The 26867-nt window shown below is 59.3% G+C and carries 23 protein-coding genes; 22 read left to right on the top strand and 1 reads right to left on the bottom strand.

Going from position 1 to position 26867, the window contains the following annotated elements; all coding sequences use genetic code 11:
* Positions 1–74: 74 nt before the first annotated feature.
* The 9 genes from L6R21_23000 (at position 75) to L6R21_22960 (ending at position 9978) form a co-directional block, all read left to right on the top strand.
* Positions 75–254 (top strand): hypothetical protein, encoded by a 180-nt coding sequence (locus L6R21_23000; protein ID MCK6562079.1) that lies wholly within the window; start codon positions 75–77, stop codon positions 252–254.
* A gap of 14 nt (positions 255–268) precedes the next feature.
* Positions 269–886, top strand: coding sequence for a uracil-DNA glycosylase family protein (locus L6R21_22995; protein MCK6562078.1), 618 nt, complete (start codon positions 269–271; stop codon positions 884–886).
* Between the two features lie 94 nt (positions 887–980).
* A complete protein-coding gene (locus L6R21_22990; protein ID MCK6562077.1) occupies positions 981–3707 on the top strand; it encodes a DUF3160 domain-containing protein in 2727 nt (908 codons plus the stop codon).
* Positions 3708–3792: 85 nt separating this feature from the next.
* Positions 3793–4533, top strand: a complete 741-nt coding sequence (locus tag L6R21_22985; protein MCK6562076.1) for a methyltransferase domain-containing protein — start codon at positions 3793–3795, stop codon at positions 4531–4533.
* Entirely contained in the window at positions 4530–5057 is a 528-nt protein-coding gene (locus L6R21_22980; protein MCK6562075.1) for a paraslipin, read from the top strand. Before L6R21_22985 ends, L6R21_22980 begins: the two co-directional genes overlap by 4 nt.
* Positions 5058–5072: 15 nt before the next feature.
* Positions 5073–5531 (top strand): hypothetical protein, encoded by a 459-nt coding sequence (locus tag L6R21_22975; GenBank protein MCK6562074.1) that lies wholly within the window; start codon positions 5073–5075, stop codon positions 5529–5531.
* Between the two features lie 123 nt (positions 5532–5654).
* Positions 5655–5864: a hypothetical protein gene (locus L6R21_22970; GenBank protein ID MCK6562073.1), complete on the top strand. Its 210-nt coding sequence runs from the start codon at positions 5655–5657 to the stop codon at positions 5862–5864.
* Positions 5865–6221: 357 nt separating this feature from the next.
* A complete protein-coding gene (locus L6R21_22965; GenBank protein ID MCK6562072.1) occupies positions 6222–9377 on the top strand; it encodes a SpoIIE family protein phosphatase in 3156 nt (1051 codons plus the stop codon).
* 19 nt (positions 9378–9396) lie between these two features.
* Positions 9397–9978 (top strand): class I SAM-dependent methyltransferase, encoded by a 582-nt coding sequence (locus tag L6R21_22960; protein ID MCK6562071.1) that lies wholly within the window; start codon positions 9397–9399, stop codon positions 9976–9978.
* Here the strand turns inward: L6R21_22960 and L6R21_22955 are convergent.
* The gene (locus L6R21_22955; GenBank protein MCK6562070.1) at positions 9944–10408 is read right to left on the bottom strand and encodes a hypothetical protein; all 465 of its coding nucleotides are present in this window, start codon (positions 10406–10408) and stop codon (positions 9944–9946) included. The genes L6R21_22960 and L6R21_22955 overlap by 35 nt on opposite strands.
* A gap of 27 nt (positions 10409–10435) precedes the next feature.
* On the opposite strand from L6R21_22955, the gene L6R21_22950 reads away from it, so the two are divergent.
* From L6R21_22950 to L6R21_22890, 13 genes are all read left to right on the top strand, one after another.
* Positions 10436–12397, top strand: coding sequence for a right-handed parallel beta-helix repeat-containing protein (locus L6R21_22950; protein ID MCK6562069.1), 1962 nt, complete (start codon positions 10436–10438; stop codon positions 12395–12397).
* A 186-nt stretch (positions 12398–12583) separates the two neighbouring features.
* On the top strand, positions 12584–12787 hold the full coding sequence (locus L6R21_22945; GenBank protein ID MCK6562068.1) for a hypothetical protein: 204 nt from the start codon (positions 12584–12586) through the stop codon (positions 12785–12787).
* Positions 12788–12998: 211 nt separating this feature from the next.
* Positions 12999–14297 carry a hypothetical protein gene (locus L6R21_22940; GenBank protein ID MCK6562067.1) on the top strand — a complete coding sequence of 433 codons (1299 nt, stop codon included), beginning with the start codon at positions 12999–13001 and terminating at the stop codon, positions 14295–14297.
* A 387-nt stretch (positions 14298–14684) separates the two neighbouring features.
* Positions 14685–15071, top strand: coding sequence for a DUF4870 domain-containing protein (locus L6R21_22935; GenBank protein ID MCK6562066.1), 387 nt, complete (start codon positions 14685–14687; stop codon positions 15069–15071).
* 58 nt (positions 15072–15129) lie between these two features.
* The gene (locus L6R21_22930) at positions 15130–16371 is read left to right on the top strand and encodes a PDZ domain-containing protein (GenBank protein MCK6562065.1); all 1242 of its coding nucleotides are present in this window, start codon (positions 15130–15132) and stop codon (positions 16369–16371) included.
* A 151-nt stretch (positions 16372–16522) separates the two neighbouring features.
* Positions 16523–18385, top strand: a complete 1863-nt coding sequence (locus L6R21_22925) for a DUF5687 family protein (protein ID MCK6562064.1) — start codon at positions 16523–16525, stop codon at positions 18383–18385.
* A gap of 15 nt (positions 18386–18400) precedes the next feature.
* Positions 18401–19111, top strand: coding sequence for an ABC transporter ATP-binding protein (locus tag L6R21_22920; protein MCK6562063.1), 711 nt, complete (start codon positions 18401–18403; stop codon positions 19109–19111).
* Positions 19112–19267: 156 nt separating this feature from the next.
* Positions 19268–22027 carry a SpoIIE family protein phosphatase gene (locus tag L6R21_22915; GenBank protein MCK6562062.1) on the top strand — a complete coding sequence of 920 codons (2760 nt, stop codon included), beginning with the start codon at positions 19268–19270 and terminating at the stop codon, positions 22025–22027.
* Positions 22028–22206: 179 nt separating this feature from the next.
* A complete protein-coding gene (locus L6R21_22910; GenBank protein ID MCK6562061.1) occupies positions 22207–23421 on the top strand; it encodes a tetratricopeptide repeat protein in 1215 nt (404 codons plus the stop codon).
* A gap of 202 nt (positions 23422–23623) precedes the next feature.
* A complete protein-coding gene (locus tag L6R21_22905) occupies positions 23624–23947 on the top strand; it encodes a YbjQ family protein (GenBank protein ID MCK6562060.1) in 324 nt (107 codons plus the stop codon).
* A gap of 38 nt (positions 23948–23985) precedes the next feature.
* Positions 23986–24285 (top strand): hypothetical protein, encoded by a 300-nt coding sequence (locus L6R21_22900; GenBank protein ID MCK6562059.1) that lies wholly within the window; start codon positions 23986–23988, stop codon positions 24283–24285.
* Between the two features lie 224 nt (positions 24286–24509).
* On the top strand, positions 24510–25427 hold the full coding sequence (locus tag L6R21_22895) for an ATP-binding cassette domain-containing protein (protein ID MCK6562058.1): 918 nt from the start codon (positions 24510–24512) through the stop codon (positions 25425–25427).
* Positions 25420–26736 carry an ABC transporter permease gene (locus L6R21_22890; protein ID MCK6562057.1) on the top strand — a complete coding sequence of 439 codons (1317 nt, stop codon included), beginning with the start codon at positions 25420–25422 and terminating at the stop codon, positions 26734–26736. Before L6R21_22895 ends, L6R21_22890 begins: the two co-directional genes overlap by 8 nt.
* Positions 26737–26867: the final 131 nt, after the last annotated feature.

Here is a 26867-nt window from a genome sequence, read left to right as displayed (position 1 = left end):
GTACGCTGCCGCAACTTTGTATGATACTCCAACGCTTTGCCTATGCGTGAAAAATGTGAACCAAGGAGGCTCCCATGCTGCCCGTTGAAGAGAAGAATGACGTGTTTCCCATCTGCCCGCATTGCCTGAAGGAGCTGGTGAAAATCTGGTGCCGTGAAATCGAGAGTTTCTTCGGAAAGCGATACATCTATTTCTGTCCCGCTTGCAGAAAAGTCCTGGGTGTATCTCACCGCAAGGGATTCTGGATGGGTTGAAGGGAGATTGAAAAATGCGAGTGAACAGATGCGTGGGATGCACCAAGTTTCCGTGCGCTGATGTCAAGCACGAGTGTTTTGCCATCCCCAACATCGAGGTGAAACCGGACGAGGTTTCCATCATCATGATCTCAGAGGCGGCGCCCGAGAATCCCAAGGATTATTACTATGCCAAAGGAGATTCTCTTTTTCAGAGGACTACTGTGCAAGCATTCAACGATGCCGGCGCCGAGGTCAAAACCATGCGCGACATTCTCGATTTGGGCGTGTATCTCACCACGGCGGTGAAATGCGGCAAAACGGGATACGGCATTAAAGCCGGCACCATCGCAGAATGCTCACGCATTTTGGAGAAAGAACTGGCGCTGTTCCCCAATGTCGAAGTGTTCATGTTCATGGGCGACGTCGCGATCAAGGCCATCAACTGCATCGCCAAGCGGGCTGGAGAAGGCAGTGTGATTCCGGCTGGCTCCACGTACAAGATTCGCGGCCAGAAATACTACTTTCGCGGCAAGCGAGCTTTCCCGTCCTATCTGCAAGCCGGGCCGAGCTTCTTCATCGAGAAGAGCAAGCGCAGAATGATCGCGGAAGACATTGCCGCCGCGCTTGGTCTCGTGCGAAAAAGAACATGAGGTGTCCTCTGGCGCCAATCGGGAGAGAGGGATTCGACATTTGGGACTTTGATGATGATAACCCTTGTCGGATAGCATACGTCGTGAGGTTGTTATGAAAAGGCACACCATTCTTGCAGCGCTGCCAATCGTTCTTTGGGTTCGTTTTGCCAGCGCCCAAATGCTGGCGGATATCCGCGCCGAGGTTGCAACGGCCTTCGGAGTTTATCATCCCTATCTTGTCACGGTGCAGCCTTCGCTTCCGCCGGTGGCAGTGGCGCCCGACTTCAGCAACGTGGTCAACTTCAATCAGTTTGCTTTCACCGCGAGTGAGGCAAACCTGTTGCGGCAGAATCACTTTGTTGTTTCGCCGCGGCGGTCACAGGGCGGAACGGGCTACCGCGAGATGTATGACATTTACAATGAGGCGCGGGAGCTCGGATTTCCCATTCTCGTCACCACCGACGCGATGCTGCACACCTTTCATCTGGTGTTTGACCGCGTACTGAAGACTTGTGAAGAGCAGCGATTTTACGGCTGGCTGGAGGCGCTGCTCGCCGCCCTGTACGAGGAAAGCCGGGCGCAACAGACTGCTGCCACCGACACCCTCGCCCAGTGGGCGCTGTGGCGCAACCTCGAGTATCTGAATGTCGCGCGCCGTCTGCTGGACAGCACCTATGTGCCTGCGGCAACAATCGGACTTTATCAGCAAGAGCTTGACCTGATCAGGCAGCATCTGCCATTTACACCCTCGCCCATTTTCGAATATGATGAAGATTACACGCAGTACATCGTCCGCGGGCATTACACCCAATCCGACTCTTTGCGCCACTATTTTCAGAGCATGATGTGGCTGGGACGCATGACGTTTGACCGGGACAGCTTGAAATTCAGTCTGAGCGCAATTCTCCTGACCCAGGCGCTTTATCGCACCCAGGTGAATGGCCGGCCCAGCTTCGCAGTGTGGGATGACATCTATCAGCCCACGGTTTTCTTTGTCGGCAAAAGTGACGACATTGGTCCGGAGCAATACCTGCAAATTGCCAATGAAGTTTATGGCCAGAATTATCTCGACTCCCCCCCCAATCAGTTAGCGGATCGCAACCTGCTCTCGCAATTTGGCCAGATGGCGCAGGCGTTGCCCGGGCCGAAAATTGAATATCCCGGCCAGCCTGCAGGATTTCGTATCATGGGACAGCGTTTTATTCCGGATTCTTATGTTTTGGACGAGCTGGTATTCGACAAGCTCCCGGATCTGCGTGTCATGCCCACAGGCCTCGATGTCATGGCCGTGCTCGGTTCGGCACGCGCGCTGGAGTTGCTGCAACAAACACCGGATTGGACGATGTTTCCAAGTTATCCTGTCAAGCTGGATTCGTTGCGCCGTGAATTTGCCAATTACGCGGACACGACGTGGGCGCAAAATGTCTACTGGAATTGGCTGTATTGCTTAATGCCGCTGTTATATCCAAAAGGTGAAGGCTATCCCGATTGGATGCAAACCGCTGCCTGGCTTGACAAAGACCTGTTGGCCGCTCTCGGTTCTTGGGCCGAGCTGCGCCACGACACGATTCTTTATGCCAAGCAAAGCGGCACTGAAACCGGGATGAAACCGGAAGCGGTTGGCAAGCAAGGATACGTTGAGCCGAATCCCCATTTGTATGCGCGCCTGGCTGCTTTGACACTTTTCATGCAAACTGGGCTGGCCAGCCGGGATCTGCTCTTTCCACAATTCGCAACCAGCCTGCAACGCCTGCACAACGTGCTGACCCAACTGCAGGCGATTTCAGAAAAGGAGTTGGAAGGTCGTCCGCTGTCTGCAGAAGATTACGCAACGATCCTGACGATCGGAAATGCCTTGGAGGAGATCGTGGAATTTGCGGAGCGGTCAGCCGGCGGGCCGCGCCCGGACAACAAAGATGCCATGCCGGTCATCGCGGATGTGCATACGGATGCCAACAGCGGCACGGTCTTGGAGGAAGGCGTGGGCTATCCCTATTGCGTATATGCGATCTGTTCCATCGCCGGGCAATTGGTGATCGCCAGAGGCGCCGGTTTTTCCCATCATGAGTTCGTCTGGCCGTCCACCGACCGCTTGACGGATGAAGCGTGGCGAGAGATGCTGCAAACCAATGCCCCTCCGCCGCCGCAATGGAGCGCCAGCTTTCTTGCCGAGGTGGACTGGCAGAATCCGCAGCCGGACTTTTACTATTGGCGAGCCTCGGGGCTGCTGCCAATGCCCATCGTGCTCTTGCATTCCGACACTGTGTCGATCGGCCGGCCGGTTTACGCGGAGATTGCGTCCTACAGCACAACAGCGCTGCGCGTGTGGATTGCAACGGCTGCCGGTCAGCAGGCCATTGCCGATTCGCTGGCGTTGTTCGAACCGGGAAGAGTGATTGCAAAGGTGGAGACCAACGGGTTGCACGCAGGGCCGGCTTGGCTGGTGGTGGAGGCCCCGGCCCCGGCGAACTTGACCGGTGAGGCTTTGATGGTTTACCGCGCGGGTTTCCATCTCGCGCCCACCAGTGTGGTGGCTGCGCCGTCGGATCAAGAGAGGCCGCAAGTTTTTGCGCTGTGGCCGTCCATGCCGAATCCTTGCAACGCTACGACGACGATCACTTTTGATTTGCCGAAGGCGGCTGGCGTCGAACTGGTCGTAGTTGACCTGGCGGGTCGCGTTGTGCGCAGCCTGGTCCACGGCATACTGTCAGCCGGCCGGCATCGCCTGCTTTGGGACGGCTGCGACGCCGGCCGGCGCAGGCTCGCCCGCGGTGTCTACTTCGTGCGGCTGCAGGCAGGCAAAGAAGTGATGGCGCGAAAAGTCCTCATGCTGCAATGACCCCATCGGCGGCGACCCAGGCTCTCGCGCGGAGGGCGTGTTGGCAGAGACAATCACATGCGGTGCAAAGAGTCGGAGAAGCCAGATGAATCCCCATGCCATGGCACCCTACGGCGCAGCGCTGTGGGCTTATTTCAAAGGTGACACCGGCGCGCAAGTGCTGGTGCGCCGGGATGACGGCGAGGAATCGCCGCTGCCGATCAGCGTCTTTTTTCGGGAGCCGGCACAATTCAGCCGCATTGAAAATGCGGCACTCGCCCGTTGCACCGGCCGCGTGCTCGACGCCGGCGCCGGAACGGGCGTGCACAGCTTGATTCTGCAAGAAAAAGGATTGCAGGTCACCGCCCTCGACGTCAATCCCGCGGCAGTCGAAATCATGCGGCGACGCGGCGTGCGCGAGGCGCGCTGTGTCGATCTCTTTGATTTCGATGAGCACGGTTTTGACACGCTTCTGCTCATGGGCCATGGCATTGGAATGGTGGAGACGATCGGCGGATTGGATCGTTTTCTCGCGCGCGCACAGCAGTTGCTAGCGCAAGACGGCCGCATTCTGCTGGATTCTCTCGATGTCCGGGTAACGGCTAATCCGGTGAACCTCGCTTATCATCGCGCCAACCAACAGGCAGGAAGGTATATCGGGGAAATCAGAATGCAGTTTGAGTTTCAGGGTCAGCGCGGAACTGCGTGCGGCTGGCTGCACGTGGATGTCGGGACGTTGCAGGAGCACGCCGCCCGCGCCGGCTGGCAGTGCGAGGTGCTCATCGCAGAGGAAGACGGCAACTATCTCGCCGAACTTCATGCTCATCACCAAGGGGAGGCGCTATGAACAATGTTGAGCGAAACACGACGCTCTGCTTTCTGCTCACGCTGGTGACTTTGGGAGTGCGCAAGTACTTCAGCGTGCCGCAGGGGTATGTTTGCTTGATCACGGCATTGGGCAAGTACCTGCGCACCGCCGGACCGGGGCTGGGCTCCTGCTTGAGTTTTTGGGGCCTCTACGAAAGGCCGAGCGCACCCGTGCCGGTCAAAGAACAGGTGAAGGACTATCCGCGGGAGGACGTCTTCACGCGCGATGGTGTGCGCTGCACGATCGATACGGTGGTGTACTTCAAGATCACCGATCCGGTCAAGGCCTCCTTCGACATCGACAATTATGAGACCGCGATTCTGCAGCTCGTGCGGGCGACGCTGCGCAACGAATGCGGTGACTTCCCGGCGATGGAGCTGCTCGCCGGCCGGCGCAAGCTCATCGACAAGCTGAGAAGCACGCTGGAGACGGAAACCCGGCCCTGGGGCATCACCGTACGGCTGGTGGAGATTACTGAGATCATTCTGCATGATCGCCAATGAAACGGGAGGATTGCCATGATCAACGTGCAGAGCTTTGAAAAGGAACGTGACTGCTTTTCCGATGAAAAGGAATTGCTGCAAAACGATGCGGAACATCTGCGCAATTTCTATTCGCTCACCGGGGAATCGCGCAAGGAGTACATCATCAAGATGGCCGAGGCGGAAGCCGAACGCATCAGGATCGTGCGCCGCGCCCAGGCCGAGGGTATTCTGGCCATCCGCCAGGCCGAGGCCGAAGGCTATCGCCGCATCGGTGAGGCTTTGGCTCATATCGAAACCCGCGAGCTGGTGGTCAAATTGGCGGGACTCATGGCGCTGCAACAAGTCTCGCAATCGCTGGCTGACGGCAAGGCGACCAAGCTGTTTCTGCCGCAGAACCTCGGCGACATCTTTGCGTTGATTGCCGGCTGGCAGGAGACGCTCGCCGCCACCGGAAGTCTGCCTGCCGCGCAGGCAGCGCCGGAACGCCAATGAATGATCGATTACCGCGGCCGGCCGCGACACGAGGCGAATTGCCGGCGCGGCGCAAATCGTTTTTTGTTCCCGGGATTCTTTTCGCCTGGGAAGCAACCAAGATGAAGAGATGTGAGGGTGATGATGATCAAATTTCTGCTGTGGTGTCTGTTGCTGATCTTGTGCTGGCCGCTGGCGCTGCTGGCGCTGATTCTCTATCCCATCGTGTGGCTGTTGTTGCTGCCGTTTCGGTTGGTGGGAATCGTGGTGGATGGTGTGCTGGAATTGCTGTGGGCGATCGTGCTGCTGCCGGCGCGGCTGCTGCGCGGCCGCCCCGTTTCCGGGAAAAGCTAGCCGCGGCAAATCCCATTTGGGAATGACCGGCGATTCTATTATACTACGGGCGGCAACTCTGGCCCCTACACTCGTGATCCCTTGAGGCTCCGCGCAGAGGTGTGCCTGCCGGCTGGTCATGCCGTATGCCAGCCGGCCATTGGTGGCGCGCGTGAGCATGTGCAAAGGCTTGGTATGAGGAAGCAATTCTGCCAAAAAGATCGCCGGCGGTGGCGCTGCACCTGCAACCACCACGCGGCGAATGCAGTTCTCTGCGCCCTGCTTTGCACGGTTTGCCTCTGCGCCCCGGGTTACGGCCAGCCGCACAGCCTCACCTTTGAAACACTCTCGATCGAACAAGGGCTTTCGCAAAGCATTGTGTTCTGCGTTCTGCAGGATCGTGCCGGCTTTCTCTGGTTTGGAACCGAAGACGGCCTGAATCGTTTCGACGGATACGATTTCACGGTTCTGCGGCATGATCCTCTGGAAACAAACTCGCTGACCTACAATGAAATTCGGGCGATGCAAGAAGACAGTGCCGGCGCGCTGTGGATCGCCACTTTCTATGGCGGCCTCAACAAATACGATCCGGCGCGACGGCAGTTCACCCACTACCGGCATCAGGCCGGCAACGCCAACAGTCTGAGTCATGACAACATTCGCTGCCTGTTTGCCGATCCGGAGGGCACGCTGTGGATCGGCACTGAAGGCGGATTGAATCGTCTCGACCGCGCAAGCGGCACGTTTCATCAATTCCTCCATCACGAGGATGATCCCACCAGTCTGAGTCACGACGTGGTCAACGCCATTGGGACTGATCAGGAGGGCGGGCTGTGGATCGGCACGGACCGCGGCCTGAATTACCTGGCGCCCCGCCGCACGGGCGCCCCGCCGGTCTTCCAACACTATCAGCGCGTGCCGGGAGAGCCCAACAGTCTCAGCAACGACACGGTTACCACGATTTACAAAGATCGATCCGGTGTGCTCTGGGTCGGCACGCTGGGCGGTCTGCACCGATTGGTGCCCGCAACCGATGGCCGTTCCGCGCCAGCGTTCATGCGCTATCGCCACGAGGCTGGTAATCCCAACAGCCTCAGTCACAATGCCGTGCGTGCGATTTGCGAAGATGAGAATGGCGTCCTGTGGATCGGCACGAATGGCGGCGGACTGAATTTGTTGACGCCGGAACGCACGCGCTTTATCCATTTCGTCAACGACCCCAATGATCCTGCCAGCCTGAGCCGCAACGAGATTCTCGCCATTGGCCGCGATCAGTCCGGCCTGATGTGGCTCGGCACTTATGGCGGCGGCGTCTGCAAGGCGATCAACCAGCAAAAGCCGTTTGCCGTTTTTCGTGCGGTTCCGCATGATCGCAACAGCTTGCCGCACGAGATTGTGTGGGCGCTGTATGAAGATGACGAGGGCATTTTGTGGATCGGCACGCACGGCGGCGGGCTGTCGCGCCTGGACCGGCAGCAGCAACGTTACACCCATTTCCAAAACGACCCCGCCGACGCGCGCAGCCTCAGCAACAATATCGTCCGGGTTATTCATCCCAGCCGCATCTCGCCGCAGGCCTTGTGGATCGGCACAAACGGGGGCGGACTCAACAAATTTGATCGCCTCACCAGGAAATTCACCCGCTATCAGCACGATCCGCGGGATCCCACCAGTCTCAGCCACAATGAGCTGCGCGCGATTTATGAAGATCGTGGTGGCACGCTCTGGGTCGGCACCAATGGCGGCGGCCTCGATCAACTCGTTGCCGGCGGCGAGGCGGGCGCGCCCGCGGTGTTCCGCCACTTTCGGCATCAGGCCGATGACTCAACGAGCCTGAGCAACGATTTCGTGCGGGTGATTTATGAAGACCCGGACGAGGCCGGTGAGGTTTTGTGGATCGGCACGCAAGGGGGAGGGTTGAACCGTTTCGACCGCCGGCGCGGGACCTTTCAGCATTTTCGCGCGGTGCCGGGCCGGCAAAACAGTCTGAACAACGATTACATTTTCTGCCTGCACGAAGATGAGTCCGGCCTGTTTTGGATTGGCACGTGGGGCGGTGGCGTCAATCAGTTTGATCGGCGGCATGGCGCTGTGGCCTATTACACCACGCGCGAGGGCTTGTCCAGCAATCAAATCTACGGCATTCTGAGCGACAGCTCCGGCAATTTGTGGATGAGCAGTAATCAGGGCTTGTCACGCTTCAATCGCTGCCAGGCGCTGTTCAAGAACTTCGATGTGCAGGACGGCCTGCAGAGCGATGAATTCAACGGCGGTGCGTATTTCAAGAGCAGAAATGGTGAGATGTTTTTCGGCGGTATTCACGGCTTCAATGCATTTGTTCCCGAGCGCCTGCGCGACAATTTGCATGTGCCGCCGGTGGTGATCACCGCGCTGCTCAAATTCAACAAGGAAGTGCGGCTCGAACGTGACCCTGCCAGCCTGCACGAGCTGCATCTTTCCTACAAGGACTATGTTTTCTCTTTTGAATTTGCCGCGCTGGATTTTACCGCGCCCATGAAGAATCAGTACGCCTATAAGATGGAGGGCCTGGACGAAGAGTGGATCCACACCGAGGCGCAACGGCGTTTTGCGACTTACACCACGCTGGCGCCCGGCGCGTATGTTTTTCGGGTGCAGGGCAGCAACAACGACGGCCGCTGGAATGAAACCGGTGCTTCCCTGCGAGTCATCATTCATCCGCCGTTGTGGAAGACGTGGTGGCTGCAAACGCTGGCAGCCGTGCTGATGCTGAGCGCGCTGTACGCCGGTTTTCGCTACCGTCTCAACACGGTGCGCATGAAAACCGAATTGCGGGCCGCGCACAACGCGCAGATGTCGATCATGCCGCAGGCCGATCCTGAGCTCAGCGGGTTCGACATTTCGGGCATCTGCCTGCCCGCCAATGAAGTCGGCGGCGATTTCTTCGATTACCTCTGGCTCGACGCGGCGCAAACCCGGTTCGGCATCGTGGTCGGCGATGTGTCGGGCAAAGCCATGCAATCTGCCATGACGGCCGTGATGGCCAGCGGCATGATCTACGCGAAAGCCGACGAGGGCCTGGCCATCGACGAAATCATGACGCGGCTGAATCGGCCGGTGTATGCCAAAACCGGCCGGGAGACGTTCATTGCGCTCTGCCTCGCGGCCATCGATCTCCCCATCCAGGAATTGACCTTCACCAATGCCGGCTTGATCGAGCCGCTGCTCAAGCGCGACGGCCGGGTGATGACTTTGGATTCCGCCGGCTCCAAGCTGCCGCTGGGCGCCACCCCCGACGACCGCTACCAGCACCAGCGGGTAGCATTGCGCACCGGCGATGTGCTGATCATCGTGACCGACGGCATTGTGGAAGAACGGAATCATGCCCAACAGCTTTACGGCGAAGAGGCATTGCACCGCCTCCTCGCCAGCCTGAACATGGCGGCGCTTTCGGCGCATGACATCAAACAGAAGATCGTCACGGCGGTCAAGCGTTTTTCCGGCAGTACACAACAAGACGATGACATGACCGTGGTGGTAGTGAAAGTGCTGTGAGTGCTCACGCCGAGGATGAATGATGAAACGCTTGCGCCAAGCCCTCTTGATGGAAGAACACGTATGCCCGTGGTGGCTGGCTTACACTTTTGATCACCGCTTGCGCCGCCTGCTGCATCGGCCGGAGCAGCTTCTCGACGGTCTGGTGTCTGCCGGCCAAACCGTGGCGGATATCGGCTGTGGCATGGGATTTTTCAGCATTGCCATGGCTCACCTGGTGGGCCCGGCGGGCCGGGTCATTGCGGTGGACGTGCAGCCGAAAATGTTTGCGGTGCTGCAGCGCCGGGCCACCCGCAGCGGCCTATGGCCGCGCATTCGGCCCCATTTGAGCGAACGCGACAAGTTGGGACTCCACGATCCGCTCGACTTTGCTCTGGCGTTTTGGATGGTGCACGAGACGCCCAGTCCCGCAAACCTGTTCAACGAGATCCACCAGTTGTTGAAACCTCGTGCCGCGCTGCTGGTGGCAGAGCCGATGATTCATGTTCCCATGGCGCGCTTTCGCGAAGTATTGGCGGCCGCGCATGCTGCCGGTTTGCAAACGGAGGCGCAGCCGAAGATCGCGCTCAGTCGCGCTGCAATACTGCGCCGGCCGGCATGATCGCTTCGTCGCGATATTGCCGTCTGGCCAGCGCAAATACAGAAATCATTTCATCACTCTGTTCTTGGTGTTTTCGCGATGTTCCAAATCTGACGGGTTCGTTGCTGCCGTAGAGCTGAGGTTGGAACATTTTCGGATGGACACGATTCAACTCCGGGACACTCTTATGATTACCAGAGCGAGCCGTGCCTTCGTTTTCATTCTGTCTGCGGTCATGCTGGCAGCCCTCGCTGGTTGCCGGCGGCAGCCGGAGATCACTGTCATTCATGTCTCGCCACAGGGCCGCGACGATTGGTCCGGCCGCCTGGCGCGGCCGAACGCGGCAGAAACCGATGGCCCGCTGCGCTCGTTGCTTGCCGCGCAAGCCGCAATGCGGCGGCTGAAGCAGGAAAATCAACTCGGCCCGGCCGGGGGCATGGTACAGCTTCATCAGGGCGTCTACTTGCTCCCAGAAACTTTGAGATTCAAAGAAGAAGATTCGGGCAGCGAATCCGCGCCGGTAATTTGGCAGGCGGCTCCCGGCGCAGAAGTGATGCTGAGCGGCGGCCGCGAGATTCGAGATTTCGAGCCGGTCACCGCGCCGGAGGTGCTGCAGCGTTTTCCGGAGGCCGCGCGACCGCACGTGGTTCAAGCTGACCTGCGGGCAGCGGGCATCGATGACTACGGCTCGCTCGGTGATCAGGACGGCCCCGGCCTCGAGGTGTTCTGCAACGGCAAACGGCTGCAGCTCGCACGTTATCCCAATCAGGGTTATCTCGAGATTGCTGCCGTGCCGCAATCCGGTGCCGAGCCGATCAACGAAGGAAGCTGGCAATGGCAACGCTTTGGCATTCCGGTGGGACGCCATTTCGGACGAATTCAATTTGCCGATGATCGTCCGCGGCAGTGGCAGCCCGCTCCCGATATTTGGCTGCATGGCTATTTCTGCTGGGACTGGCGCGACGGCTTCCAGCAAGTCAGAAGTATTGATCCACAGAAACAGGAAATCACGCTGGCGCCGCCGTATCACGAATACGGCTTTCACCAGCAGCAGCGGTTCTATTTTCTGAATGTGTTGGAAGAGTTGGACCAGCCCGGTGAATGGTATCTGGACCGCACCAGCGGCCGGTTGTATCTCTGGCCGCCGGTCGCGCTGGCAGAGGCCGAACTTCTGGTCTCTGTGCTGTCCGGTCCGCTGGTGGCGTCGCATAACGCCTCGCATCTGCAGTTCAAAAACATTATCTTTGCCTTGAGCCGGGGCGACGGCATGGTGATCAAAGGTGGCGGCAATAATCTCATCGCGGGCTGCACGCTGCGCAACCTGGGCAGGAATGCCATTGTCATAGAAGGGGGCACGCACCAGGGGGTGCAGAGCTGCGATCTTTACCATCTCGGCGGCGGCGGCGTGGTGTTGGACAGCGGCGAGCGCAAAACCCTGACGCCGGGCAACAGTTTCATTGACAATACGCACATTCACCATTTTGGCGAGGTGCGCAAGACTACTTGTCCCGCGATCGACACGCGCGGCGTGGGCAATCGCATCGCGCACAACTTGATTAACGACTCACCCGATGCCGGCGTGATGTATTGGGGCAATGACATGCTGCTCGAGTTCAATGAGATTCACCACATCGCCAAGGAGAGTGACGACGTCGGCGCGTTTTACACCGGCCGTGACTACACCATGCGCGGCAACGTGATTCGCTACAACTACTTCCACCATCTGCAAAAGCCTATGCACGTCGGCGTGATGGCGGTGTATCTTGATGACTTTGCCAGCGGCGCGACGGTGGTGGGAAACGTTTTTTATAAAGCCGGCCGCGCCGTATTTCTGGGCGGCGGCCGCGAGCACCGGATCGAGAACAATGTCTTTGTGGAATGCTCGCCCTCGGTATTTCTCGACGCGCGCGGTTTGGTGCGCAACACCGAATTTTTCGACGGCCGCATCACCACGCTCACCGACCGCATGCAGGCGATGAACTACACCGCGCCGCCTTACAGCGAAAGATATCCCGAGTTGTTGACCCTTTACCAGGATGATCCGGCGCGGCCGAAGCATAACCGCATTTTGCGCAATATTTCGGTGGGCGGCCGCTGGCTCGATCTCTACAGCGGCCTCGAACTGTCGCTGCTCGAAATTACGAACAACCTTATTGCCGACTCCGTCATTTTTCGTACCAGCGCAGAAACCGGCGTGGAGACCGAGAATTTCACGGAGTTCCCGCGCGGCCATGCCGCCACGGCGGCCGCCTTCGAGCAGCGCGGCAACCGCATCATCACCGGCAATCCTGGATTCGTCGATTTTGCCGGCGCGGATTTCCGCCTGCGGGAGGATTCGCCCGCCTACCGGCTTGGTTTCGAGAAGATTCCGGTCGAGCAGATCGGATTGTATCGTGATGCTTATCGCAAAGCCCTGCCCGAACCCTCCGCGGCAGAATGAAGCGCGGCCAGAAGCAGCACTCAGAGAAGCGGGTCGGCGGCGGCCAGCGCGCGTGAGCGGATTTTGCCGTGTTGCCGTTGCGTGCAGTAGCCTCACGGGTGTGGCAGGAAAGAGAACTCGTTCAGCGCCAGCCTTGCGGTTTGGTGGAAGCGTTATTTGTGCCAGCATTGCGGAACAGGAGCACCGATGACAGAGCATGCGAATTCAGAGGCCCAGGCTGAAAACGGCGATTCTGCGGATGAAGTGATTTGCATCCGTTCCTTTCATGCCTCGGAAGCGCTCAAGCACGAGATTCGAAGGATCATCGCGGAGTACCAGGCGCAGGGCTGGGAGATGGCGGGCATCTATGTCGAAGGCGAACAGGTTCACTTGAAGTTCAAACGGAGCTGAAGCACAGGCGACGGCACGGCTTGACCGCCGGGGAGCTTGATACCTCGAAAGCCTGACCCCTGGTGCGTCGCTGTCAAAGCCAATGAATCCACGGGTGGAAGCGACGTCCACGGGGGCAAGACTGCGAAAGCGCGGTGCCGGAGCACTGGAAAGACAGGTTTCCATATTGATTCGCTGGAAGTGGATTGCCGGGACCAGCCACGGGAAACCAATGCCGAAATTACATGCCACGAGTGTCACGCCGAGGCCAGGCGAGGCTGTTGCCCGGTCGCCGAAGCAGGCCTTCCTCATCATCTTCTTTCTGTCGTTCGCGATTCGCAGCGCACTTTTGCTTTCCGGGATGACGCCGCGCCAGTTCATTTTTCCTGAGACGGCCACCGAGACCGGAGCGGTCGCTAAAACGCTGTTCGAAACGGGAGCGTACGCCGATCCCTATATCGTTCCAACCGGACCGACTGCCCATCCCCAACCTCTCTACACCGGCATGATCACGCTGATCTATCACCTGTTTGGCGTGACATTGACTGCCGGCTATGTGCGCTGCTTCCTTTGCATTGCTTGCTTCTCAGCGATGTACGCCATGATCCCCTGGTTTGCCAGCAAAATTGGGGCAGACTGGCAGGGCGGTGCGCTGGGCGGCCTGGTGGGCGCGCTGATTCCACAGCAGTCGTTGGGTGAGTTGATTGGATGGTCGGTGAATGAGCCGCTGGCGGCAATCGCGCTGGCTTTGCTGCTCGCCGGATTCCTGCAACGATGGAGGGAGCCCGGTCATTCATTCTTGAGTGCCCTCTTGTTCGGAGTGGGATGGGGCGTGGCGTTTCATTTTTCACCTGCGCTTTTGTTGGTGATGCTGGCTGGCCTCGCCTTTGAGCTGTGGTGGAGCAAAAGTCGCCGCAAGTGGCTCTCGTCACTGCTGGTGGTCTTGGGCGCGACGCTGGCATGTCTGCCCTGGACGTGGCGGAATTACGCCGCCTTCCACGAGTTCTTCTTCATTCGCAGTAATTTGGGATTGGAATTGCGAGTCGGCAATCACCCGGGGGCAGCGGCGGCCATGGAGGTGATGGACGCTCGCGAGGGCGACCGCATGCGCCACCCCGGCAACAATCGCGCAGAAGCGGTCAAGGTTCGCGAACTGGGAGAGAGGGAGTACATGCGGCAGGCGCAGTCCGAGGCCTGGGACTGGATCAGTGCGCATCCGGCGGAATTTCTCCGGCTGACCGCGGCGCGTGTGATGCACTTTTGGTTTGGGCCGCTGCACCAGCCGCTCGTCGCCGCAGGAATTTCCCTTTTGACTATTTTGGCGGTGCTGGGTGCCGGGCGTGCCCTGCCGGCATGGTCGCCGCCGCAGCGCGCCGCGCTGTTGATTCCACTGGCGACCTTTCCGCTGGTCTACTACGTTGTGGCCTACATGTCGCGCTATGCCGTGCCGGTGAATTGGCTCCTGCTGATGCTGGCGGGAAATGAAGTCTGGAATTGGATCAAGCGAGGCGGCGCGTCGAATAACTCGTGAACAAAACTTGACCCAAGCCGTAGAAGCTCAACGAAATGCCTGCCAACTGCCGGAATGATGCGAAAAACGATGAGGCAGGTATGAACAAAGCAATCAAAGATCCATGTCTGTGAGATTGACATGCCGGGGCAGGGAACAAGCGTATCCTCCTTTTCAACCCTGCCTCTTCGCATCGGAACAGTGCAGGCTGTCCACCAGCCGGTTTTGTCCCTCCCTGACTCGAGTGCGTCACCAGAGCCCTCGCCTCTACGCTCATCAGCCAGTCATTTTTCGTTGCGTTTCCGTTCTCAGCTCGCAAAGGCGGGGAGCGTCTGCTGTGTGCTGCAACAAACCCACGTCGCGAGAGGTCAGAGACCATTTTTGTTGCCCCAACTCTGGAGGCCTGTCATGAGCACCACCAACACCAGTTTCGAAAACCGTGAGGTTGCGCCGCCGGTCCAATCCGATGAAAATATGTGGGCGATGCTTTGCCATCTCGGCGGTTTGGTCGGCTTCGTGTTCCCGTTTGGGAATATCATTGCTCCGTTCGCGATTTGGTTGATCCACCGGGAAAAATTCCCGCTGGTCGACGACCAGGGCAAAGAAGCAGTCAATTTTCAGATCAGTCTCAGCGTCTATTTGATTGCCTCCGCGCTGATGGTGTTGATCGGCATCGGCCTTTTTCTGTTGATCGGGTTGCTTGTCTTTTCCCTGGTTGTCATCATCAAGGCGGCGCTGCAGGCGCGCGACGGCGGCAAGTATCGTTACCCGCTCACGATTCGGTTCATTCAGTGATTCTGCAGACTGTGGGGAAAGAGCAGTTACTTTCGCCTTCACCGGCAGGAGGTGAGCCATGAAATCGCTGTTCCGTTTCTTGCTCGTGCCTGCGGTCGCCTTGTTGATCCAGGCGTGTGGAAATTCTTCAACTCCACAGGGTGCGCCGCCGGCCCTCGGCGCTGGGGCTGTGCAGTTCGCTTCCGGAAACTGCGCGCTGCGCATTCCCTTCCGGATGGTCGATCAACTCCTCATCGTGCCGGTCACCGTCAACGATTCTCTCAAACTGGAGATGATTTTCGATACCGGTTTTGGCAACGAGGGTGCGATACTCTTCGATCCGGCGGCGGGTGGCCGGCTGGGGCTGGCCTATGCTGCGTCGGTCAATTTGGGAGGTGGTGGCGAGGCGGCCAACCGGACGGCAAACGTGGCATCCGGCGCCACGTTGTCCCTGCCGGGCGTTCGGTTCGTCCAGCAGCCGCTGCTGGTTATGTCAAACAAAGAGGCGTTCAGAGACTGGCCGGCTGACGGCATCATCGGCAAAACGCTGTGCGCCAGCCTCGTTGAAATCGACTATGAACGCGGCGTCTTGAATTTGTATGACGGCGTTGCGACCAGACCAACAGATCCAGGCCAGGAGTTCCAGGTGACTTTTTCTTATGGCATTCCCGTGGTGGAGGCCGCCGCCGTGCTCGAGGGAAAACAAGAGCTGGCCCTCAAGCTGCTGCTAGACACTGGCGTTTCCTTTCCACTGTGTTTGTTTACCTACTCCGAGGAGAGAATTCAGTTGCCGCCGCGCACGATTGCCCTCACCGACGAAGGACTGAACGGCGTGATGCGATGCCGCGTGGGAAGGGTCGCTGCGCTGAAGTTTGGCACTTTTGTTTTGGACCAGCCATTGACGGGGTTTTTCGACCAGACAGCCATGGGATCGGCCACGATATTGGGGCAGAATGGCTTCCTAGGCCAGGAAACCCTGCAGTTGTTCAAGGTCGTGTTGGATTATGCCGGTGCGCGCGTCTTTCTTGCGCCGAACGCAAGCTACCCGGGCAGCTTCGATTTCAACATGGCGGGTTTGTATCTCAAGACCCTACCGGGCGGCCATCTGCAGGTGCGTGAAGTCGTGGAGCAGTCACCCGCCGCAGAAAAAGGCATCGAGAAGGATGATCAGATTGTTGCCGTCAATGGCCGAGAGGTGCGGGAAATCGCCCGGCTGGAGTTGCACCGGCTGTTTCTCCAGAACGGCGCCACGCTTCGCTTGACCATTCTCCGCGGCGGTCAGCGATTGGAGCACGCCCTGGTCCTGAAGCGGTTGATTTAGCCACGCTGACGCCGCGCCCGCCACCTTACCGATAGCTGGGCCGGTGCGCGGGTTGGAATTTTGGTGCCGGGTTTCACCAGCGAGCTCCGGCACGGACTGAAGATTCTCACGCTGCGATCGGAATTTCATCTGCATTCGAAAGGGCAGCGGCATGCACTTCGAACTCCTGCGACATACTTGGCAGGCCGCGGTGCGGTCGGTGCTGTGGTATCGCAACCTCGCTACCAATGTCTTTCTGGGTGCCCTTCTTCTGCTGCTGATTTTGAATCTGCTCTCGCTGGGTTTGTTCATTGATCAGCTTTTCCTGAGGTTGCTTCCCGGTCGCGACCCGGTCACCGCCGGCAGCGGCCTGCTGGTTTACTACTTTCTGATCGATCTCGCGATGCGGGCCGTCCTGCAACGCGTGCCAGGACTGGAGATTCGGCCCTATTTGCCTCTACCGGTTCCGCGCATTCGGCTCATTCATCATCTGCTCGTGCGCTCGGCGCTGTCGCTGTTCAATTTCCTGCCGTTGCTCGTGCTGGCGCCGTTCGCCGTCAAAGTGATCATGCCGCAGCACGGCAGCGTGCCTGCGCTGGCGTGGCTGTTTGCGGCCTGGGGGCTGATCATGAGCGCGAGCTTTTTGCATGTTTCTCTCGACCGGCAGCATCTCGCCAAGCCGCAGCGCGCCCTGGCCGTGGGCCTGTTCTTTCTTCTCTGTCTGGCGGCCGACCGGCTGAAGCTGGTGAGCCTCGCGGGCATGTCCTCCGCCTTTTTTCAATTGATCCTGACGCATCCAGGGGCGACGGTGCTGCCGTGGGGAATGGTGGCGTTGCTCTACTTTTTCAACGTGAGTACCCTGCGTCGCTATCTGTATCTTGACCAACTTCCTGCCTCCGGCGCACGGCGGCGCAAACCGGCCGGCGGCCTCGCCTGGCTGGAGCGGCGCGGTGAGATCGGTTGCTTCCTGGCACTGGAACTGAAGTTGCTCTGGCGGCACAAGCGCGCGCGCTCCAGTTTTTCGCTGGTGCTCATCACGGCCGCGATCATGCCGTTGTTCTATCCCACCATCAAAGATCAACTGGAGTTCTACCCGCTGCCAGGTGCACCGCCGGCCTCACTTGTTGCCGTGCCGGTCTCGTCTGCCGAGGAGCGGCTGGTGACCTTTCGGGTGATTTCCAATCCTGCGCAGGCGAAAGCCCATGTTTATCTCACCGGCGATCATGTACGCCTGGGCAAATGGCAACCGGCATTCCTGCCGTTGCAGCAACAGTCGGACAGCGCCTGGAGCCGGGCGGTGGCCTTCGAAGCAGGTACGACCGTGCGCTACATTTTCACGCTGGGATCATGGGAAAACGAAGCCGGCATGGACGGAGGGCCGGAGCCGGAGGTGCACTCGTTCGTCGTTCGCGGCGACACCACGCTCACGCATGCACACCCGCGCTGGAAGACGCCGCACCGGCTCATCCCGGTCGAGGTCATGATCATCTACATGGGGCTGCTGGTGACCGGCATCGCGATGTTGATCTACGGCCAGTTCGTTTTCAGTTGGGAAAGCGGCTTCTTTGATTTTCTCCTGAGCCGCCCGCTGCCGTTGCTGCAGTATCTCCGGGCCAAATTCGTGCTGCTGCTGGCTTTCACCGTGCCGCTCTTTTTGTTGAGTCTGTTGCTGGGCTTCTATTCGAAGCAGTTGCTGTGGCTCAACAGCGCGCTCTTTCTCTACAACCTCGGCGTGAATGCCGTGGTGTTGCTGGCATGGGCCACCTTTTCCCGCAAGCGTCTGGATTTGAATGCGAGTATTTTCAGCACGCAAGGCAAGGGCAGCAGCCAGTTCATCGTGATTCTGCCAACGCTCATCGTGCCGATTCTGCTCTATCTTCCCTTTGCGTTGGCGCATCATGCGGATCTCGGCTTTGTGTTTTTGGCGAGCCTGGGCGGCCTCGGCTTGTTGTTTCAGAGCGTCGCGTTGCGCGGCATTGCCAGGCTGTTCCTCCGGCAGAAATACCAGATGGCAGCCGGCTTCCGGGAATTGTGAAGAAAGGGCAAAGCAATGATCGAGACGCGCAATCTCATCAAGCGGTACAACGGTGTGGCCGTGTTGCATTTGCCGCATCTGCAGGTCAAGCGCGGTGAAAGCTTCGGCCTGGTGGGCAACAACGGTGCGGGCAAGACCACGTTCTTCAGCCTGATCCTGGACTTGATCGAGGCGAGCGAGGGCGCCGTTCTTTCCAAGGGCATCGCTGTCAAGCAAAGCGAGCACTGGAAACGCTACACCGGAGCGTACCTCGATGAGCGGTTTCTCATCGACTATCTCACCCCGGAGGAATACTTCGACTTCGTTTGCCGGCTGTATGATCTACCGCCGGCGAGGTATGCCGCCTTCCTCGACCGCTTTCAGGATTTTTTCAATGGCGAAATTCTCGGGCAACACAAGTACATTCGCGAGTTTTCCCGCGGCAATCAAAAAAAGATCGGCATCGCTGCGGCGCTGCTGGCCCAGCCCGAGGTGCTCATTCTCGATGAGCCGTTTCCACATTTGGATCCTACGACAGTGCTGCGTCTCCTCCGCATGCTGAAAGATTTTCACCTGCAGCAGCAGGCGACGGTGCTGATCTCCAGTCATGACTTGAATCATGTCACGGAAGTCTGCGAACGGATCGCCATTCTGGAAAAGGGCGTGATCATTCATGATCTCCAGCGTGATGACGCCACGCTGGCCACGCTGCAGGCGTATTTCACCCGGCAAATGACGGATGAGTGAGGTCGTGGCCGCCCTCGCGTTGCCCTCGATTGTGCAAATGCGGCGCGGCGCCGGCCGGCGCGGATTGGACAAACGCACGCTTGCTCGCAGCGAAATCAATAGAAAAGGCATGAGTTGCGTCTTATGTGTCATTCCCGAATTCGGTGAGCTGCAGTCATGAAACTGAACACCCGGATTGCTCTGATCATGGTGTTGGCCTGCGGCCGCGGCGCGCTGGCGCAGTTTGCCATCACCATCGATGCACAGAGGGATTCATTCTACCAGCAGTTGACCGGCCCCTCCGAGGGTTTCCTGGTCATCCCGCATGACGAGTTTCTGCCGTTGAGCGGTCCGAGGCCGGCGGGCGATGCCGATCTCTCGGCGCAAGCTTGGGCCGCGTGGGACGAAGACTTTTTCTACTTCTATGTCGAGGTGCGGGATGAGGCGGTCATCGTCAATCATCCTTCCCGCCCCCAAAATGATTGTCTCGAACTCAAGTTCGATCCTGATCCCCGTCAAAAGGCCCGGGCCGGCGTCGTCAATGCACGGCTTTCCGCGCTGGATAGTGCCGCGGCGCGCAATCGCGCCGGGGTGGACAATCTGTACTCGGAAGGCGATCTGGCGGCCCAGGCGGCCTCGCCGCGGAACTATGCCCGAAGAAGAACGCAAGACGGTTACGCCCTCGAGCTGCGGCTGGCGTGGCGCTGGATTTCCGTCCTGAAGCGAAGGGTGCCGGTGGGCGTGGGCAATATCTTTGGCCTGGCGATCAATGTTCATGATAATGATTCCGATCATCGCGACGGCTCCATTCAATGGGCACCGGGCAGGGCGGACGAAGTGTGGAACACGCCCCAGCTTCTGGGCACGGTGGAGTTTCTCGCCGATCACAAACTCAAATTCATCCGGCAGAACTTCATCGCGCCGCACGCGGCGATGGGCAAGACCTATCTGTCCGCGGCGCGGCTGCGGCACCGGCCCGGCAGAGAGTTTATTCTGGAGAACTGGCGCTATCACCCCGGCGACAGCGCGGTCTGGGCGGATCCTGCCTGTGATGACCGTTCCTGGGAAGTGACCTTCCCGCGGTTGACCTCGGCACAAAAGCCGGAAAGCGGCTGGCCGGGCGTGGGCTGGTTTCGCTTGCATGTCGAAGTGGATTCCTCGTTGTGGGCGGTGCCGCTTGCGTTCGCGATCCGGCAGACCGGTGCCTCCGAGGTCTACCTCAATGGCAAACGGCTCTTTCATCAGGGCCGCGTCGGCCGGTCGCGCGAGACCGAGCGAACCGAGATCGAAAGGAATCCCCGCGTCATTGCCTGGGCCGCGCAGAAGGAGCAAGTGCTCGCCGTCCGCTATTCGAATTTCTCCACCGCCGCCTTCAATCAATTGGGGGTCGATGCCGGCTTCGCCTGCCTGATTTGGGAAGACGTCAACGCGCGCGTGGCCGCGCGCACGCAGGACGTTCGCACGTTGACCATCTACCAGATGGTCTTTTCCGTGGTGCCGATCGTGCTGGCGCTGCTCCACCTGTTTCTTTACTTGTTCGACGTGCGCGCCCGGGTAAATCTCTATTTCGCCATTTGCATGTTCTGCTGGGCCGTCATCGTTTTCGAGGATCTGCATTTCTTCTTTATTGCGAGCGTCTGGCAAATGCTCGGCTTTGAGAGCGTTTCTCTGCTGGTGACCGGCCCGGCGATCGTGTTCGGCCTGCTCACCGCGTACGCGAGCGTGTACCACCGGCCTCCCCGCCAAATCGCGTTTTTCATCATTGCCGGTGTGCTCGTGACCATTTGGGGATGGTTGTCGCTGTGGGGCGTGGTCGCCACCAGCTTGAGGACTTTCCAGATCATTCTCTATGTCTACCTCGCCCTCGCCGCGCTCGAGGTGCTGCGCATCTTTGTGGTGCAAGTGGTCAAACGCGAACAGGCAAGGTGGATCATGGGCGCCGGTTTGATCGCGCTGATGCTGGCGCTGGTCTATCAACTGCTGATCGGCATGGGGATGGTGGCGCCCGTCGGCCAATATGGCGTGGTGTACATCTATGGCGTGCTGGTGCTCAGCATTTGCGTGTCCGTCGATCTTTCCCGCAATTATGCGCAAACCAACCGCCGCCTCGAACAGCAACTGGTGCAAGTCCAGGAGCTTTCGCAAAAGGCCTTGACGCAGGAGCGTCACGCCAAGGAACAGGAGCTGGCACGCCGGCTGTTGGAAGCGGACAATGCCCGCAAGACGCAGGAGCTGGAAGAAGCGCGCGAGTTTCAACTCTCGCTGCTGCCCAAGATGATTCCGGTTCTGCCGCAGGTGGAAATCGCGACTTTCATGCGGCCGGCCACCGAAGTCGGCGGGGATTACTACGATTTTCATCTTGCGGCCGACGGGACCTTGACCGTGGCGATCGGGGACGCCACCGGTCACGGCATGAAAGCAGGAACGATGGTGGCCTCCGTCAAGAGCCTGTTCACCGCCTACGGTGACCGCGCGGAGGTGGGGCAACTGCTGGGCAACTGGTCGGCGATCATCCGGGAGATGCATCTCGATCACATCTACATGGCGATGGCACTCATTCGCATTACCGGCCGGCGCATGATCGTGTCCGCCGCCGGCATGCCGCCGCTGCTCATCTATCGCCACGCCACCGCCGCCGTGGAAGAAGTGGTGCTGAAAGGCATGCCGCTGGGCGGCCCCGGCGCGACCGGCTACCAGGAAAGACAAACGACACTCGCGCGGGGTGATACGGTGCTGCTCATGTCCGACGGCTTTCCCGAATTGTTCAACGCAGAGAACGAGATGCTCGATTCCACCCGCGTCCGGCAGCTTTATGAAGAAACCGCTTCCCGTTCTGCGGCTGAAATCATCCGCCATCTGGTCGCCGGCTGCGAGCAGTGGCAAAACGGCAAACCGCAGAATGATGACATCACGTTTGTCGTGTTGAAATTCAAGTGAGTCCTGCTCTCGGAAAGCCGGGCGTGAAGCTCTTGTGCCGCGCGGAGCAGACGTCAGAATGCGGACCGGAAAGGTGAGAAGATCAAATGAACCTCTATCAGAGGATGCAAAGGCCGCTGAATCATTTTGTCAGCTCGCGGCCTGCCGCAAGCTGTGTTTCGGTGGTTTTGGCAGTTGGAATGATGTTGGCCGCTTGTGCGCCCTCCGTGCCAGAGGAGTATCACCAGGCCCAGAGGCTGTATCGCCAGAACAAACTCACGGAGGCGCTGCCGTTGTTCGAGCAGGCCCTCAGCAAAATGCCAAGTGATGCGGAGGCGCATGCCTGGCTGGCTGAAACCTATCGGCGCTTGGGAAGGAGGGAGGAGGCGGTGAGCCTGGCGCGCCGGGCGCTTGCACTCGCGCCCTGCAACAGTTTTGCCCATACCGTTATCGCGGATGCCTATAATCCGATGTACGGCATTTGGGAAAGTGCAGACTCTGACAGCACCTGGACACATCTGCAAAGGGCCGTCGCTTGCGATTCCACTGACGGCAATGCCTGGGTGAATATGTGGACGGAGGCAATGCGCCGCGGTGAAACCGCGATTGCCGGGCGCACGCTTGCCACGGCCGCCAAGGCCGGTTTCTTTGCGCCGGCCGCGCTGGCCTATTGCCGCTGGATGCTGCAGAATCTCCCTGAACAAGCGTTGCTGGTGACCAATGGGGATATGGACACTTACCCGGCAGTGGCGCTGCAGCAGACCGAGGCCTTTCGCGCCGACGTTGCCGTCGTCAACCGCTCGCTGCTCAACACGCCATGGTATGCGCGTTACCTGCGAGAACATTATGGTCTTTCGCTTCCTTTTCCAGATGCACAATTGGATTCTCTCCGCGCTTTCAAGGACGAAGGGGGCAAGCTGGTGACGGTTTCCGATCAATTTCTGCGGGCATGGGTGGCGCAAATAGCGACGGGAGAATTCACCCGCCCCGTGGCTTTTTCGGTGACGGTTGACTCCACGGCAATCGCGACCTTCAAGGATCGACTGCAATTCGCCGGACCGTATTTGGTGTGGCAAGCAGGCTCCCTCCCGGCGGCGCCCGACACCGCGAAGCTGCGCGTCAATCTGACCGGCCTCAAGGCGGATGAGTTTGCCGGCCCGTTTGTCAGTGCCCAGGACCGCAGCCCGGTGCGGCGCGTCTACACCAGCGGCCTGGCGAGAAACCTCACCGCCGCCGCGCTGGCCCACAGCGACCTGCTGATCAATGCCGGCAGTTTCACTGAGGCGCAAAGCTGGTTGAGCTGGGCGGAGGAGTTCGAAAAGAAGACAGAGGCCGGTCCAACTTTCACTGCACGAATCTCCAGCTTGAGGGACGCCGCGCAGCAAGGCTTGGAACGCCGTCCCGATAAAGAATGATTGCGGGTATGTCGCCAGCGCCGCTCTTTTCGGCAAAACCGATCCGACAATTTTCCGGAGGCCAACCATGCGATGCGAACGTTGTGGCAATGATTTCCCTTCAGAGTACTATTTCAAGACCAGGACGATTTGCCGCGAGTGTTTTGACAAATTAACGCCGGAGGAGCAGGAGCGCGCCCGCCAGCCGCTGCCTATCTATCGCATGACGACAACGGCATTCACCCTCGACGGCCAGCGCATCATCAAGACCTTCGGGATCGTGCGCGGCATCATCGTGCGCTCGCGTTCAATCTTTGGGACGCTGGGCGCCGCCCTGCAAACCGTCGTGGGCGGTAACATCACCATCTTCTCCGAACTGTGCGAACAGACCCGCTTCGATGCTTTTGAGATGATGGTCAATCACGCTCTGGAAATGGGCGCGAATGCCGTGATCGGCGTGCGCTACGATGCCACCGAAATCATGGACGGTGTGACCGAGGTCCTGTGCTACGGCACCGCCGTTCTGATGGAGCCGGAAGGCCATTGACCGGCGCCGGGCGGTAGCCGCGCATCAGGCAGAGAATCATGAAAGCCATCCGCTTCAAGCGGGAGGATGCTGTGACCATTTTCACTTTTTTTCTGTCGCTCGCCTTGCTGGCGGCGGCAATCCATGTCGTCTTCTCCATGCTGATCGTCGGAGAGCTGCAGCGCCGCAAGGTGAAGATCAATTTTTTCCTGTTGCGATTGTATTTGCCCAAGTATGCGCAGCAGTACAAGCAAGCCAGCCTGCAGGAAACCGGCAAAGTGGGCGGCCTCTACCACGGTTGGCTGGTGTCGATCAATGCTGCGTGGATTTTGGCCGTCATTGGATTCGTGCTGCGCTGAGGCCTCATGGGCCGCAGTTCTGGCCCATCGCTTTCGGCAAGCACTGCGATTGTTCGATTCCAATGGAGCCAGCCAGGCAGGAGCAACCCCAGTTGCATGAAGCGGTGCGTGCGGCCGGCTGCTCCGCAACCGCAGTTGACAAACCGAATACCTGAGCGTGGAACCGCTCGGCGCAAGCAGGAGTGGGATGTTCACCGAGTTCACCCGTGCAAGGAATTCATCTGATGAATGACCACGTCATCGCGATGCACCACGTCACCAAGACGTTCGGCAAGAAAGTGGCAGTCGACGATCTCTCGCTGCTGGTGCCGGCGCAGAGCATCTACGGCTTCATCGGGCCGAACGGCTCCGGCAAGACCACCACGATGCGAATGATCATGAACATCCTCTATCCCGACCGCGGTGCGATCGACGTCTTCGGCAAAAGCGTATTTGGCCGGCCGCCGGACAACATTGGCTATTTGCCGGAAGAGCGCGGCCTCTACAAAAAGATGAAGGTCCGCGAGCTGCTGGAATTCCTCGGCGGCCTCAAGAGCAACCGCAACGTGGCGCGCGAGGTCGAGGATTGGCTCGTGCGGCTGCAACTGGCTGCCTGCGCCAACCAGAAGATCGAAACGCTCAGCAAAGGCATGAGCCAGAAAGTGCAATTCATCGCGGCGGTGGTCACGCGGCCGCCGCTGCTCGTGCTCGATGAGCCTTTCAGCGGCCTGGATCCCGTGAACATGGAGGTGATCCGGCAGGCGATTCTGGAGCTGCGCGCGCAAGGCACCACCGTGATTCTCAGCACGCATGACATGGCGCTGGCGGAGAACATGTGCGATTACATCTGTATGATCTTTCGCGGCAAAAAGGTGCTCGATAGCACGCTCGACCGCATTCAATCCGCCTACGGCCACGATACCGTGCGGCTGCGCTGTGAGGCGGGTACGGCGGCGCTGCACGATCTTCCCGGCGTTACGGCGGTGCAGGATTTCGGCCAACTGCAGGAATTGCAGCTCGCCCCGGGTTGTGATCCGCAAACGGTTCTCAAGGCCGTTCTCGACCGCACCGCGGTGTATGGTTTCGATCTGGCGCGGCCGTCGTTGCATGCCATTTTCGTGCGCATTGCCGGCCCGGAAGCGCAGGAGGTGGGCCATGCGTAAAGTCCTCCTCATCGTCAAGCGCGAATATCTTGCGGCCGTGCGCACCGTCGGTTTTGCGATTGGGCTGGTGGTTGCGCCACTGCTCCTCGGGGGCAGTTTCATCGCCATCAAGCTTCTGGAAGGGCAGGTGGACACGAGTGACAAACGCGTTGCGGTGGTGGATTACACCGGCCGGCTGTCTGCCGCACTGGTCGAAGCCGCGGCGCGGCGAAACGCCGAAGAGGTGTATGCGGCCGGCACCAAAAACAAGATCAAGCCTGCTTATCTCCTCGAGCCGGTTGCCCCGCCCGTGGCGGATCCGGTGAAGTTTCGGCTGCAGCTTTCCGAGCGCGTCCGGCGCCGTGAATTGCACGCCTTTCTCGAAATCGGCGCGGGCGTGGTGCACCCCCGTCGCGATACGGCGCAAACAACCATTGCCTTCTATGCGCCCAATGCCGCCGCGAGCGAAGTGCGGAGCTGGCTGCGCACGCCAATCAATGAGGCGCTGCGCAAACTACGTTTGGCCGATGCCGGGATCGATCCCGCCGCCATTCCCGATCTCTTTGACTGGATGCCGATCGCAGGTCTGGGGCTGCTGGAACAGGATCAGGCCACCGGCACAGCCGGAGAGGCCCGGCGCGTCAGTGAAATGCAATCGTTCGGCATTCCGCTGATCATGGGCTTTCTCATGCTGCTCATGATGATGATGGGCGCGATGCCGCTGCTCAATGCCGTTACGGAAGAGAAAGGCCAGCGCATTGCGGAAGTGCTGCTGGGCGCGGTGAAGCCCTTCGAATTCATGCTCGGCAAGGTGCTCGGCGGGGTGAGTGTCTCGCTTACCGGTTCCGTGGTCTACCTGCTCATCAGTGTGGTCATCACGCTCTATGCCGGCGCCGCCGGCGTGATGCCCTTCACGGTGGTGCCGTGGTTCTTTGCCTATATGATTCTCGCGATCTTGATGGTGGGCGCCATCATGGCGACGCTGGGTGCGGCCTGCAACGATGCCAAGGACGTGCAGTCGCTGACCTTCCCCGCGATCATTCCGATTCTGCTGCCCACTTTCATTATGGTCCCGGTGTTGGGTGAGCCGAATTCGACCTTTGCGCTGGTCGCCTCCTTGTTCCCGCTGTTTTCACCGATTCTCATGCTCGTTCGTTTGAGTGTGCCCGGTGGCGTCCCAGCGTGGCAGCCCTGGGCGGCGTTGTTTGGAATGATTGCTTTTGCATTGTTGCTCATCTGGGCGGGAGGCCGCGCCTTTCGCGTCGGCATTCTGTTGCAGGGCAAGCCGCCCAACCTGGGAGAAATCATGAAGTGGGCGGTGCGCGGCTGAGGCGCGCCCAAGCATCGCAGCAATCGCTCTGACTGGGCAGCGTTGGTTTCGTTGCGAGAGAGTTGCTTTCGTCGAATTTAATCGCTTATATAGGAGGAAAGAGTGTGTGCGGTCCGCGGGAGGCCGGACTG

This window comes from bacterium, assembly GCA_023150945.1.
Classification (GTDB): domain Bacteria; phylum Zhuqueibacterota; class Zhuqueibacteria; order Zhuqueibacterales; family Zhuqueibacteraceae; genus Coneutiohabitans.
Note: the sequence above shows the minus strand (reverse complement) of the source record. Positions and strands in the feature narration are given on the sequence as shown.